Source organism: Pedosphaera parvula Ellin514 (assembly GCF_000172555.1).
In the GTDB taxonomy this organism is placed as follows: domain Bacteria; phylum Verrucomicrobiota; class Verrucomicrobiia; order Limisphaerales; family Pedosphaeraceae; genus Pedosphaera.
In genome coordinates, this window is record NZ_ABOX02000025.1 from 11,586 (window position 1) to 25,872 (window position 14,287).

10 protein-coding genes are annotated in these 14,287 nt (G+C 52.6%); 4 read left to right on the forward strand and 6 right to left on the reverse strand.

From position 1 onward, the window contains the following. Positions 1-3,480 carry an immunoglobulin domain-containing protein gene (locus tag CFLAV_RS18370; RefSeq protein ID WP_007416293.1) on the forward strand — a complete coding sequence of 1,160 codons (3,480 nt, stop codon included), beginning with the start codon at positions 1-3 and terminating at the stop codon, positions 3,478-3,480. Between the two features lie 462 nt (positions 3,481-3,942). Next, entirely contained in the window at positions 3,943-4,329 is a 387-nt protein-coding gene (locus CFLAV_RS18375; protein WP_007416294.1) for a hypothetical protein, read from the forward strand. A gap of 74 nt (positions 4,330-4,403) precedes the next feature. Here CFLAV_RS18375 and CFLAV_RS18380 read toward each other — a convergent pair whose 3' ends face one another. After that, positions 4,404-4,676, reverse strand: coding sequence for a hypothetical protein (locus tag CFLAV_RS18380; protein ID WP_040549368.1), 273 nt, complete (start codon positions 4,674-4,676; stop codon positions 4,404-4,406). Positions 4,677-4,963: 287 nt separating this feature from the next. Between CFLAV_RS18380 and proC the strand changes: the two genes are divergently transcribed. Together proC and CFLAV_RS18390 are read left to right on the forward strand one after the other, a co-directional pair. After that, entirely contained in the window at positions 4,964-5,779 is an 816-nt protein-coding gene (gene proC, locus CFLAV_RS18385; RefSeq protein WP_007416296.1) for a pyrroline-5-carboxylate reductase, read from the forward strand. Between the two features lie 161 nt (positions 5,780-5,940). Further along, the gene (locus CFLAV_RS18390; protein ID WP_007416297.1) at positions 5,941-7,251 is read left to right on the forward strand and encodes an AI-2E family transporter; all 1,311 of its coding nucleotides are present in this window, start codon (positions 5,941-5,943) and stop codon (positions 7,249-7,251) included. A 13-nt stretch (positions 7,252-7,264) separates the two neighbouring features. On the opposite strand, the gene CFLAV_RS18395 is transcribed toward CFLAV_RS18390, so the two are convergent. The 5 genes from CFLAV_RS18395 to CFLAV_RS18415 form a co-directional block, all read right to left on the reverse strand. Further along, positions 7,265-7,867, reverse strand: a complete 603-nt coding sequence (locus CFLAV_RS18395; protein ID WP_007416298.1) for an HAD family hydrolase — start codon at positions 7,865-7,867, stop codon at positions 7,265-7,267. A 37-nt stretch (positions 7,868-7,904) separates the two neighbouring features. Further along, positions 7,905-8,984 carry a peptide chain release factor 1 gene (gene prfA / locus CFLAV_RS18400; RefSeq protein ID WP_007416299.1) on the reverse strand — a complete coding sequence of 360 codons (1,080 nt, stop codon included), beginning with the start codon at positions 8,982-8,984 and terminating at the stop codon, positions 7,905-7,907. A 117-nt stretch (positions 8,985-9,101) separates the two neighbouring features. Beyond that, on the reverse strand, positions 9,102-9,344 hold the full coding sequence (gene rpmE / locus CFLAV_RS18405; protein WP_007416300.1) for a 50S ribosomal protein L31: 243 nt from the start codon (positions 9,342-9,344) through the stop codon (positions 9,102-9,104). 112 nt (positions 9,345-9,456) lie between these two features. Further along, positions 9,457-10,932 (reverse strand): DUF1501 domain-containing protein, encoded by a 1,476-nt coding sequence (locus CFLAV_RS18410; protein ID WP_007416301.1) that lies wholly within the window; start codon positions 10,930-10,932, stop codon positions 9,457-9,459. A gap of 8 nt (positions 10,933-10,940) precedes the next feature. Beyond that, a complete protein-coding gene (locus CFLAV_RS18415) occupies positions 10,941-14,066 on the reverse strand; it encodes a PSD1 and planctomycete cytochrome C domain-containing protein (RefSeq protein ID WP_007416302.1) in 3,126 nt (1,041 codons plus the stop codon). Positions 14,067-14,287: the final 221 nt, after the last annotated feature.

Here is a 14,287-nt window from a genome sequence, read left to right on the forward strand (position 1 = left end):
ATGAGCCCAACCAAAAGCCTAAATACCAAGGGAGTCGTGCAAGTGCTGGCAATCACGCTGGCATTAGCAGGACTGCAACCATCCGCGAAAGCCGTCCCGTACGCTTCCGGTATTATCAACAACTCAGGAACCATCTCATTCATCTTGAATGAGGATGCCGATAATGTGAAGGTTATTTTCAACAACGCTACCAGCACCAACGATCTGGGAGCGCTGAGCAAAGGCACACAGTCCTTCAACTTGGGTGCTGCCACGAATTTTCAAATTGTGGTCAAAAAAGTGAGCACCCAGGGATTCGTCACCGCTAATGGAACTAACGCCCCTGTGTTCCAAACCAGCAAGGATACAAATGCGCTGCTAAACTTTTCAACACCTCGAGGACTTGCGATTAATCAGAATCCAAGCAGTCCCTACTTCGGCCGGGTTTACGTGGCTAACTCTTCCACCACCACCACCACCTCCAACAATGTTTCCCGAGTAACAGGTGACGGGATTTACATGTTGAATGCGGACCAAACGGATGCTCTGGGCTTGGGAGATACAGCCAGCACGGGCGGACTGGATTTCACTAGTGGCGCCCTGGCAGCACCTTGGAAATTAATGGTGGGACAGGATGATACTCTTTATGTCGCCGACTGGAGTGATGCCACAGGTAACCTGTATTACACCGACCCGAATGTGATTTCAGGGGGACCAGTGCTGAGACCGCTCTCTGCGCTGGGAACAGCCGCCGTCCCAGTCGGCACAGCGAATACCCATGGCAGCATCGGAGCAACCTTCGTCGAAGGCTCTCTTGCGGCGGGGAATATGAAGGTATACACAATCGACGAAGATCTCCAGTCGGACAAAACAACCACGACCAAAAACCAGGAACAGAGTCTCTGGCGTTACGACGTGTTAGGCGGTCCACTGCCCTATGACTCTGATGCTACACGCGTTTGGACCCCGACCTCCAAGGAAGGCATCACCTTTACCGGTACAATCTATGTGGACATGGACAGAGGCGCAGATGGCAAATTTTATACTTCCACATACCGCATCAACGGACTTGAAGGCGGCGTTATTGTTCATGATTCAACTGGGAGCACCACCCTTTTTAACTCCTATTTTGTGAGCACAAACCTCCTGGCAAGCACTTCGGCCGCCGACCTGCTCAGACAAACCATGGCAGTGGCCGTATCAGCCGACCAGAAATTTTTGGCAGTTGTACGCGATGACAGCAGAACATGGATTCTGCCGTTAACCAACGGGGTGCCGGACCTCTCCAAACGTCTGTGGTTAAATTCATTCAGCTCCATCCTTTATGCGCGCGCCTTGAAGTTCGATGCAGCTGGGAACCTTTACATTCTCAGCGGCTGCACCGGGAGTAGTCCCTCATCAAGCACGGGCCCAGGCACGGGTGCACAAGTCTTGCGCATTTTCTCACCTGGCGGGACCACGATCGCAACCACGGGTAATGATATCACCGGCACAAACGGGACCTTCTCCGTTTCAAGAATCGATCCCGACATCGCCATCCAGCCGCAAAATGTTACTGTCAATGCAGGCGTTAATGCGACCTTTTCAGTCAACGCTACCGGCGTCGGTACACTCAAATACCAATGGACATTTAATGGAGCAAACATAGCCGGAGCAACAGCCAGCACCTTTACCCGCACAGCGGCTCAGAATAATGCAGCTACTGTGGGCAATTACTCGGTGATCATTACCAACGCTGCTGGAACAACCTCCATCACCAGCTCGGTGGTATCTCTGACGGTGGTCGATACGGCACCTCTTATTACATTGCAACCTGTTGGACTTACCAACGCTGCCGGCACCCCTACCGCTCCCAAGCTCACGGTCACCGCCACTGGAACAACGAACATCACTTATCAATGGCGCTTGAACGGAACCAACCTTTCTGGAGCAACTACCACAGCCCTGACGCTCAGCAATGCACAGGCCGAGCAATCCGGACCTTACACGGTTGTATTGACGAACCCGCTTGGCACCACAACCAGCTCAGTGGCCAACGTGCTCATTACCAATACGCCTCCCGTATTTAATCTCCAACCCAAGAGTCAGACGGTGAATGCTGGTGTCAACGTCACATTTACAGCGTCACTTACCCAGGCTTCATCCAATAACCTTGCCTTCCAATGGACCCTGAATGGGACGGACATCGCCGGCGCCACTGGCACCAGCTATGTCCTCAATGACGTGCAAGTCATAAGCTCAGGCACCTATACCGTGACAGTTACCAACCTCTTCGGCCCCATCACTTCCACAAATGCAGTGCTGACGGTGAATGACACGGCACCAATCCTATCGACCCAACCCAAGAGCCAGAGCACCGGTGCTGGCTCCAGTGTTACGTTTACGGTGACCTCGTCCGCCGGAACCGACCCCCGCGTCTACCAGTGGCTATATGAAGGGGTCAGTATTACTGACGCAACCAACAGTTCCTTGACATTGACGAACATCCAGTTCAGCGATGCCGGCAACTACAGTGTCTATGTCGCTAATCCGATCAACTTTACATTCAGCACCAATGCCCTTCTCACGGTGACCAATCGGGCTCCGATCATCACGGCGGCACCAGTGGGTGTCTCCACAAACATTGGTAGCAGTGGAAGCTTCACCATCTATGCCAATGGCGCGACCAATCTGACTTACCAGTGGTCGTTCGCCGGCAATGACCTCGCTGGAGCGACGGATTCCACGCTCAATCTGAGCAATGTCCAGCTCGCAGATGCTGGCTTCTACACTGTGGTTGTGGGCAGTGGCGCTGGAACTTACTTCACCACCAATTCGGCCGCGCAATTGGCGGTAACCATTCCCGCAACCCCGGGCACAGGTACTGGTTTGCGCGGTGATTACTACACCATCCAGGCACAAACCTTCACCAACGCGCCGACGTTGACCCGGATCGATACCAATATCGACTTCAACTTCGGCACCGGTTCACCTGACCCGAGCATCTCTGTGGATCGCTTCACTGTCCGCTGGACGGGCAAAGTGCAGCCGCTCTACAGCCAGGATTACACCTTCTACACCCGTTCGGATGATGGGGCGAGATTGTGGATCAATGGACAACTGGTGGTGAACCACTGGGCCAGCCAGTCCGTCACCGAATGGGCAAGTGCTCCAGTAACACTGACAGCGGGCCAGAAGTATGACCTACTGATGGAATACTTCGAAGGCACGAGCACGGCGGAAGTCCATCTAAGCTGGTCCAGCACCAGTCAGTTAAAGTCAGTCATTCCGATGACTCAGCTGTATCCCGCAGCCACTGGTTCGGCTCTGACTCCGACATTAAGCTCCAGTTTCAACGGCACCAACTCGGTGTTTAACTGGACTGGATCATACACCTTACAGACTGCCATCAGCGTTGCTGGCCCCTGGACCAACGCAGCGGCGCTGGGTGCTGGGCCCTTTACCTACACCAACTCGCAATCGGCTGACACCCAGCGGTTTTTCCGTCTGAAAGCCAATTAATCCAAAGCACCTTCAAAGGTGCAGTGCTTAAATCTAAGGACGCCGGCAACGGCGTCCTTTTTCTTTTAAATAATATGGCGATTCATTACAAAATGGCATAAGTAACTTAGGAAGCTTCAAACGTGCGACCACGATTGCCTCTCGCGAACCTCCATTGGAACAGGCCGAAATCCGGCTCTCAGTTTACCAGCCAGTTTCGATGAACCAGCAGGAGAACCGCGCAGAACCGCTCAAAGTCTGACGCTAATTATTACACCCATCAGCGTCCCAGTTGTAATCCAACCTTACATGCAAGAATTACACAAATATGTAGTAGTAATTAAGGCGAGTAAGAGGGTTTACTGTTATGAGTATTGGGAACCGGAGATGTAATAAGTCGGCTAAGACTGGTGTTTACGATTTATTAAAGAAAATCGGAAGACAAGCTGGAAGCCGCAAAACAAAAAAATTTAACCTGTTACTATGTCAAATTCAATTGCCACTTTGTCCTTGGAACAGCTCAAACGAGCTGTCCATGTGCGGGAGCAGATCGAAACGCTGACTCTCGAGCTAAACCAGATTCTGGGTTTGTCTCCGCTAACATACACTCGCGGTGGAAACCGTGGGAGTCAGAATGGCCTGCATGGGCTGAATGGCAGTAAAAGAAATCTCAGCCCAGCTGCCCGGGAAAGAATTGCAGCCGCCCAACGTATCCGCTGGGCCAAGTACAACGCCGCCAAGCCCCAAAAGGCAGTCGCGGCCGGAAAGAACCGTCTCTCTGCCGCCGGAAGGGCGAAGGTCGCAGCGGCAGTCACTGCGCGTTGGGCCAGGTTTCGCGCCATGAAAGCGAAATCAAACCAGCCCAATTGATTATTTAGTTTATTAGACTCGTGGTATCGGCCAGTTCCTAAAACGAACTGGCCGATTTTACTTCGCAGGCCTTGTTACGGAGCAGTAACACGGTAAAAATGCAGCGGATTATTGGTGTAAACCGCTTCGTTGAATTGCAGCGCTCCATCACTGCTATTCAAAGTCGCCAGAGGAGTCCAATTCATCAGGTTCGTCGAAGTTTGGACAACATGGTTTGTCCCGGGCGCACCGTTCGCCGTAAGATTCATCATCCTGTTGGCCAGCAACAAGTCCGCAATCTTTAGTTGAGTTACTGTGAGCATGGCCCCTGCACTGGCGACACTGCCGGCAGCATTGGTTACCTGCACAGAATAATTGCCCGCATTGCCGTCAAAACGTTTGATAGAGTAAAGGTGCTGTTTGTGGCACCTATAATACTGGAATTATTATATCGCCACTGACAGGCGAAAGGAGCTGTTCCGCTCACCCCAGCTGCAAAAGAGGTGCTGGCCCAACATTGTTTGTTCAAGTTGGGGTTGAACCGTGACCAAAGGTGGATTTACCTGGTCAAGACTCGAGGATTATCAACGATGCAGGCTGGAACACGCTAAATCTTTCGCCTTTGCTTGCGCCACCAAACTGATACAAATCCGGCATGTCTGCGAAACTGACAATTGGCTTTCTGGGTGCCGGCAAGATGGGGACCGCTTTGGCGAAAGGTTTTATTCAAGCCGGACTGGTATCGGCCGAGCAAATAATCGCGAGCGATCCAATCGAAGCGGCCGGCAAGTCCTTCGCCAAAGAAGTTGGAGCCAAAGTCACTTCGTCCAACGTTGAAGTTGCCAGATTTGCCAACGTCCTGCTGCTGGCCGTCAAACCGGATCAGGTCAGCGGAGTGCTCGCGGAAATTCGGGATCAATTTACCAAAGATCACCTGATCATCTCCATAGCTGCTGGTGTGCCTTTGGCGAAGATTGAAGCGGGACTTCCCGCAAATTCACGGGCCATCCGCGTAATGCCCAACACCCCGGCAATCGTCGGCCAATCGGCCACTGCCTACGCCTTCGGTAAATCCACCACTCCGGAGGATGGACAATTGGCCCAGAAACTTTTTTCGGCGGTTGGCGTTGCTTTCCAAGTTAAAGAAGCGTTGCTCGATGCGGTGACGGGGTTGAGCGGCAGCGGACCTGCTTATGTGTATATGATCATTGAAGCGCTGAGTGATGGCGGAGTTGCTTCAGGCTTGCCGCGTGATATTGCGACGAAATTGGCGGCCCAAACCCTTCTGGGCGGCGCGAAGATGGTGCTTGAGACTGGCATGCATCCCGGTGCGCTCAAGGACATGGTTACGAGTCCGGGTGGGACTACGATCGAGGGTGTGCACGAACTCGAGAAGGGTCAGTTGCGCGGCACCTTGATGAACGCTGTCCGTGCCGCTACGGAAAAGTCAAAAAAATTAGGTCAGGGATGAGGCTCCTTCCATGTGAACTCAGCGAATGTGGAGCATTGCGGAGTTACAACACCGAGGGTGTTGGTAAGCGCAGGTCGCGTTGCGAGATAGTCTTTTAGAAACGCGCATGGTTCGTCCTCAGCCAGGCAGAAATTCGAATTATAAAGCAGACGCACAGGAATATGAACTTTCCCCCTCCCACTCCAAGACAGGCGCAAGTTTTATGGTTCGCCCTCACCGCGGCGGCAATCACCGTCGTAATGTGTCTGCTGGTCATGCTGGTCTGGTCGGTCGGATGGATCGTTAATGCCTTGTCTGGCGTACTGCTGCCGGTCGCGGTCGCCCTGGTTCTTGCTTATATACTTGATCCGGTTGTGGAATTTTTTGTTCGCCGGAGAATCCCCCGGCTCTTTTCCATCCTGCTGGTTTTTCTGCTGGGAGTGGTGATTGTGACGGCACTTCTTGGTTCAGTTGTGCCGGGGCTTGTTCGTGAGACGCGCAAGCTGGTTAAAGATTTTCCAGATACCACCCACAAGTTGCAGTCGCGTTTTGATCATTTCTTACAAACACCCTTGGGCCACAGGTTGGCAATGGTCTGGCAGCATGAGGCAAGCCAGGGCATCGCGCACGCTGGAAAACCCGGAACCGAATCTTCGAGTTCTGCGACCAATATGGTGGCGGTCACGGGCACAAATAACGTTGAAAGCCCAACCAATAATGCAGCGCTGGGAAAACCGAAGACGATTGCGAATTCGCCAGTCGACGAGGTAATTATCCCTGCACTAACCAAGGCTGGCATGTGGACATTGGAATGGATTACCAATCAACTTAGCAAAGTAACCACATGGGTGGAGTTTTTAATTGGTTTCGTCCTCGTGCCCGTTTATCTCTTCTATTTTCTTTTGGAGAAGAAGGGCATTACGCGCCGTTGGACCGACTACCTCCCCATTCACGAATCCAAAGCGAAGCAGGAGATCGTTTTTATCCTCAGCTCGTTCAATGACTGCATGATTGTTTTCTTCAGAGGGCAGGTATTGGTGGCTTTGTGTGTGGGTGGGTTGATGACGATTGCTTATTTGATCATGGGCCTGAACTACGCGGTGCTTTTGGGAGCGGTGATCGCAGTTCTAGGTATTGTGCCGTATCTGGGCACCATAACGGGACTGGCGCTGGCCTTGATCGTGGCGGCTGTTCAATACGGTGACTGGGGCCATCCGTTGGCAGTTATCGCCATCGTGGCCTCGGTGAAACTGCTGGAAGATTTTGTCATCATTCCGAAAATCATCGGTGACCGCGCAGGATTGCATCCGCTCACCATCATGGTAGCCGTCATGGTAGGCACCACCTTGTTGGGAGGATTTATCGGAGCCGTGTTGGCCATTCCCTTGACTGCGCTGTTGCGCACGCTCATGTTCCGTTACATCTGGAAACGACGACCGGCAACAATCACGGCACCAGAGCAAGCACTCGAAACTGAGGAGATAGCTTCCTAAGTATTATTTCGTATCAGGCCGACTTCTTACCGTTCGCGGATAGTAAGTGGCGGACATCAACTGCTTCCATGCCCGCTGCGCGAATGGCCTGCATGCCCAGGTCGGTATCTTCGTAAGCACGGCAATGTTGCGGCGGCACGCCAATGCGATGAGCAGCTTCCACGAAAATGTCCGGAGCCGGTTTTTGGTTGGCCACATCCTCGCTCGTCACCACTGCGTTGAACAAATGCCGGATGTTTAGATGCTTAAGCACCTCTTCAATCACGTGACGCGTCCCGCCCGATGCAACGGCCATGGGGATTTTACCGTGGTTCGCATGGGCCACATCTGCGACGATGTGAATCGGCTCAACCTGGGCGATCAACGGCCAGTATTCAGCCTCTTTCTCGCGCGCGACGGCCAGATGGTCGAGAGCAATCTTTTGTTCTTCTCCCAGCATCTTCAAAATGTCACGGGACGGAACGCCTCCGAGGGAGTAAAAACGGTCTTCAGGAAAATGCAATTGATAGCGCCGGCTGATGGTCTGCCAGGCTTGCCAATGCAACGGCATGGTATCAGCGAGAGTGCCATCGCAATCGAAGACGATTCCTTGGGGAAAGCTTTTGGAAGAATTCATTGGATGAATAGAAACATAGAAACGTACGGGATTTTGATTACAACTTTAGAGCCGCCAACTTTTCATTCAGATCGTTGGTCATGAGCGGCTCGATGATCGAATCAATTTCTCCTTCGACAAAAGTTGGAAGATTGTAGAGCGTCACCTCGATCCGGTGATCGGTAACACGGTTTTGCGGAAAATTGTAGGTGCGAATGCGCTCGTTACGCTCACCGGTGCCGACCTGCTCTTTTCGTTGCGCGGCGTACTTGGCATTTTCATCGGCAATTTTTTTCTCCAACAGGCGGGAACGAAGGACGGTCATCGCCTTGGCCTTGTTTTTATGCTGGGAACGTTCATCCGCACAATAAACAATCAAGCCGGAGGGTATGTGGTGAAGTCGCACTGCTGAATCCGTGGTGTTCACGCCTTGCCCGCCTTTGCCGGATGCGCGGCAGCGATCAACGGACAAATCCTCGGGTCTGATATCGATGTCCACTTCTTCAGCCTCAGGCAATACTGCAACGGTGCAGGTGCTGGTATGGATGCGGCCCTGCGCTTCGGTAGCCGGCACGCGTTGCACACGATGCACACCGCTTTCGTACTTCAGCCGCTTGTAGACATCCGATCCGGTGATACCGAAAATGACTTCCTTAAATCCACCCAGATCGGAAGGACTGGCATCAATCGATTCCACTTTCCAGCCTTGGGACTCGGCATAGCGGGTATACATCCGGTAGAGATCCGCAGCAAACAGGGCAGACTCGGAACCGCCAGCTCCGGCACGAATTTCAACGATCGTATTGCGGGAATCAGTTGGATCAGGCGGCAGAACTCCGGCCTGCACCTCCAAGCCAAGCTTTTTGACCACTTCTTCCAAACGGGTGACTTCTTCCTTCGCCATCAAGGCCATCTCAGAATCAGCAGGTTCGGCAGCCAGCAAGGTCTTGTTCTCTTCCAGATCCGCCACCGCCTTTAAATAAGCACTCCCACCGGCCACCAGCCCCTTTAAGCGTGAGTACTCCTTCGAAAGTTCCTGAAAGCGTTGAGCATTTTCAAAAGCTTTCGGATCGCTTAACGAAGCTTCAACTTCGGAAAAGCGGCGGGCGAATTTATCAATATGTGGGCGTAAATCCATGTAACAAAGAGTTGGGACCGTTTAAAAGAGAAGATCCCGGCGGCAAAGCGCCGGGCCATATAAAAACAGTCCGCCCGCGTGGCGATAAAACCAAGCGGGCGGATCTGGAGAAATAAGCTACTTCTTCTTTTTCTTGGTCGCAGCGGCAGCTTGGGCGGCCTGAGTCTTGGCCATACGCTGCTGGAACTTATCCACGCGACCGGCGGTATCAACGAACTTCTGCGTACCAGTATAAAACGGGTGGCAGGCGTTGCAAATACCTAACAAAAGAGAATTTCTGGTGGAACGGGTCTTAATAATGTTGCCGCAGGCACAACGCAGTTCCGATTCCTGATATTTTGGATGTAAATCAGCTTTCATAACAAAGGCCCGATAACCTACCAACGACTGGGAATTTGACAAGAGCAAATTTTACCAATAATAACGCCTTTACGCCAAGCGACTTCGGGGCAAAATCCACCTAATCTTATTATTATGTGAAAAGCTTCGGCACCAACTCGCCTTCCACGTCGGTCAGGCGGAAATCGCGCCCCTGGAAATGATAGGTCAGTTTGGTGTGATCGAAGCCCATCAGGTGCAGAAGCGTGGCGTGCAGGTCATGCACATGAACCCGGTCTTCCACAATGTGGAAACCAAAGTCATCGGTCTGCCCCAGAGTAATTCCAGGCTTGATGCCGCCGCCAGCCATCCACATCGTGAAAGCCTGCGGATGATGGTCGCGCCCCATTTTGCGTCCAGCTGCCTCATTGGTTTCGACCATCGGAGTGCGGCCAAATTCCCCCCCCCAAACCACCAGAGTGTCTTCCAACAGGCCGCGTTGTTTTAAATCCTTGATCAGCGCCGCAGCCGGCTTGTCTGTCACCCCACATTGATTCTTAACCCCGTTGATTACCTCACTATGATGGTCCCACGCTTCATGGTAAAGCTGAACAAAACGAACACCACGTTCGACTAGGCGTCGGGCGAGTAAACAATTGTTCGCGAACGAACTCTTCCCCGGCTCAGCGCCGTACATTTCGAGGGTGTCTTTTGATTCCTTGGAAATATCCATCAACTCGGGAGCGCTGGCCTGCATGCGATAGGCCATCTCGAATGCATTGATGCGCGTGGCGATTTCAGGGTCACCCACCACGTCGAGATGGTGTTGATTGAGTTCTTTCAGAACATCGAGCGAGTCGCGCTGCATCTGCTTCGTGACGCCATTTGGATTGGAAAGGCTCAAAATGGGGTCACCGCTTCGACGGAAGGGCACACCTTGATAGACCGTGGGAAGGAATCCGCAACCCCAATTCGAAGCTCCACCGCTGGTGCCGCCAGCAGAACTTAAAACGACGAAGCCAGGCAGAGATTGCGATTCGCTGCCCAATCCATAAGTCACCCACGAACCCATGCTGGGACGACCAAACTGCGTCGCCCCCGTGTTCATGAATATCTGCGCGGGCGCGTGGTTAAAAGCATCTGTCGTCATCGATTTGACGATGGCAATGTCATCGACGATTTCACCGAGATGGGGAAGAGTTTCGGAAAGCTCGGCCCCGCATTTGCCGTGCTTTGAAAACTTCAGCGTGGTCGCGAACAACGCCGCATCACGCGGAATGAAGGCGTAACGCTGGTCCTTTACCAGTTCAGCCGGCACGGGATGTCCGTCATATTTCGCCAGCGTGGGCTTGTAATCGAACATGTCCAACTGACTCGGAGCCCCGGCCATGAACAGGTAGATGACGCGCTTGGCTTTGGGGGTAAAATGCGGGGCTTTCGGCAGTAGAGGATCAGCTTTAGCCTGCGCGCGTGCTGCGGTGGCAGCCAGCAGCTTGTCACCATTCAGCAACGAAGCCAGGGCAATGGACCCAAGACCAACGCCGCAGTCGCGAAAAAAATGACGCCGGGTCAGAAGTTTTTTCGCTTCCATTTCCATTTCCTGCCGGAAATTAATTCTGGGTTGTTTCATAACGTCATTTATTCCTTCGTAATGGTCTCATCCATGTTCAACAACACGCGGGAGGCGAGCGTCCACGCGGCCACCTGGTGCAAATTCACATTTGCAGGCGGGTTCTTGGGATCTTCTGAGGCCACCTGAATGGCCTCGGTCGAGCGATTCTCAAAATATTCCTCCTCATCCTTGAGCATGCCAAGGAGAGCTTTCAATTCGGTTTCGTCAGGCTGACGTCCTGTGCAAAGACGGAAACCATAAATGGCACGCTCACGATCGGTCTTGCCGCCTTCCTTCCAGACGCGCATGGCCATTGCTTGAGCCGCTTCATGAAAGACGGAGTCATTCAAGGTCGTGAGAGCCTGAAGTGGAGTATCAGACATGACACGGCGGACACACACCACATCGGCATTGGGCGAATCAAAGATCGAAAGTGCGGGATACGGTGCGGAGCGCTTCCAAAAAGTATAAAGCGCGCGACGATAGCGGTCTTCGCCTTTGCTGACCTCCCATTTCATGGGCGCACCATAAGCCAAACCAAGCACACCGTCTGGAATTGGCGGATACACACTCGGCCCGCCGATTTTGTCGCTTAACAGGCCGGCCGTCTTCAGCGCGATATCATGAATGGTTTCAGATTCAACACGGAACCGTGGTCCACGTGCAAGAAGACGATTGTACTGATCAATCTTATAAAGCTCGGGTGTAACTTTGGAAGCCTGGCGGTAAGTGGCTGATTCAACAATCAGGCGGTGCATGGCTTTCATATCCCAGCCTTTATCCATGAACTCGCAAGCGAGCCAATCCAGCAATTCAGGATGCGAAGGCTTGTCGCCTTGTGTACCGAAATCCTCGGAGGTGGTGACAATGCCGCGGCCAAAATAGGCTTGCCAGAAACGGTTGATAGTCACCCGGGCCGTTAAAGGATTATTTCTGTCCACCAGCCACCGTCCCAAAGCCAGCCGGTTATGCGGCACATTCTTGGGCAACGCGGGCATGAAAGCTGGCACGTCGGGCTTTACTTCTTCCAAGGGTTTGCGGAAATCACCGCGTTTGAAGATATGGGTTTCGCGGGGTTCCGGACGCGCGGCCAGCACCATCGTGGTATCTGCCAGCGGCCATTCATCCATGATCTTACCGATCTTTTGATTGCCTTCCTCACACTTGGAATCCAGCTTTCGATAGATGCTGAACAATTCACGCTGCTGTTCCGCTGTACGCTTCTCGAGCGGAGTGTTGAGCACTTTCCGAATGGCCGGCATGAAAGGATCAGCAACAATCGGATGTTGCGTGCGGGTTGTCGCTGAAAGACGGAAGCGCCCCAGCGTGTGTTGGCCACCGAAAAGCTGCTTCAACGTGAATATCAACGTGGTGCCTTCGGGGAAACCAACTGGTTCCCTGGTTTCGAATGCCGCCCGATGATCTACATTGATGCGGCCAGGACCACCATCGACTGCCCATCCAACCTTCCCTTTTCCATTTCCATTTAAAACGTTGGTGATTGAAAAACCAGGCTGCGAGTAATCAGCCGTTGCATTTTCAAGTTTTACATGATTGGTGGCCTTTCCATCCGCCGAAATCGCATCGATCTTAAAGTCAGTTAATACATAGTTGCCGTTGTCCGCTCGTCCAGGACCGTTGTGCGGCAGATTGGGATCGGTGATCGCCTCCAACCGAAACGCGGTAATATTATTGAGCTTCGTTTTGGTGGTGACGGTGTAGGTTGAGCTCCCAGGATTCGACGCAGTGGCCAGCAACGACTTGTCGTCTTCCTCAGTAAACTTGGTTCCCACAGCGCCAAAATATGATTCTGGATCAAGCACTGTCCACTCGACCGCATCGGCACGCTGTTTCTCTTCCCATGCAGCTTGCCGGTTCGCCAAATCCGAATCCTTGGCCAGCATCTCGTCTTCCACGGCGGCAACCCGCTTCTTGATCTCGGCGCGCTTTGCCTGTTGTTCTTTGCTGGGCACTTCGAGCATTGGCTCGTCATCATTATTTAAGAGAGCGAACAACTGGTAATATTCCTTGTGTGAGATGGGATCGTATTTGTGCGTGTGACACTGGGCGCAATTAACAGTTAATCCCAGCCAGGCTTTGCCGGTAGTTTCGACACGATTAATGATGGCAGCCACACGGAATTCCTCAGGGTCCACCCCACCCTCTTCGTTAATCATCGAATTGCGATGAAAGCCGGTGGCAATTTTTTGTTCGGTGGTCGCATTCGGTAAAAGATCACCAGCCATCTGTTCGATGGTGAATTCATCGAACCGCATGTTCTTGTTAAACGCATTGATTACCCAGTTGCGATAGAGCCAGATGGAGCGCGGCACATCCTTCTCATAACCGTTGGTATCCGCATATCGGGCAGCATCCAACCACTGACGTCCCCAGCGTTCACCATAATGGGGTGAGTCCAGCAGGCGTTCCACCAGCTTCTCATAGGCGTCAGGGCTTTTATCTGCAACGAAATCGTCGATCTCCTTGATCGTCGGGGGGAGACCGGTGAGGTCGAGGCTGAGTCGACGGATGAGTGTGACGCGATCGGCTTCGGATGAAGGATGCAATTTCTCCTTCTCCAGCCGGGCGAGTACAAAAGCATCAATGGGATTGCGCACCCATTTCTTGTCTTTAACGGCAGGAATGGGTGCTTTTACGGGGGCTTTGAAAGACCAATGCGATTTCTTCTCGGTGTAACTTTTCGGGTCGAGTCCTTCAGGCCATTTGGCGCCTTGATCGATCCAGGCTCGCAGCAGGCTGACTTCCTGTAATGTCAACCGGTCACCCTTTTGCGGCATGACCATGTTCGGGTCGATACCTGAAACCAAAACTATCATCCGACTTTCAGCGCTCTTCCCCGGCACAATCACAGGACCATGTTCGGTTCCCTTGAAGGCAATCTCCTTTACATCCCAACGCAAGTCGGCCTTTTGGCGGGCAGGCCCATGGCAGGAGTAACAGTTCTTTTCCAGAATGGGTTGAATGTCTTTGACAAAATCGACCTTGGTGTTCGCAGGTGGAGGAAGCTTGGACAGATCGAGTTCTGCTGCGCGGATGCAAGCCGAATTGAGAAAAAAACTCCCGACAACCACACGAGCGAGGCTTCGCACGGAAGTTTTGAAAGACTGCCGACTCATGAGACACAAAGACATAATCTTATTCTGCTTTGAACGCACCTCCGCACGAAATGCGGAGGTTTGCGAAACAGGTGCATTTTATGGACGATTCTAGAGCAAATATTATTCAGCCCGGACGGGCAGACAAGAATTATAAAATGAAAATAGCATCACCCGAAGGGGTGATGCCTCGTCGGCAAATTGGAATAATTATGCTTGATTGATTTACCATCAGAAGAAAAGCCGAAGCGTAGGGG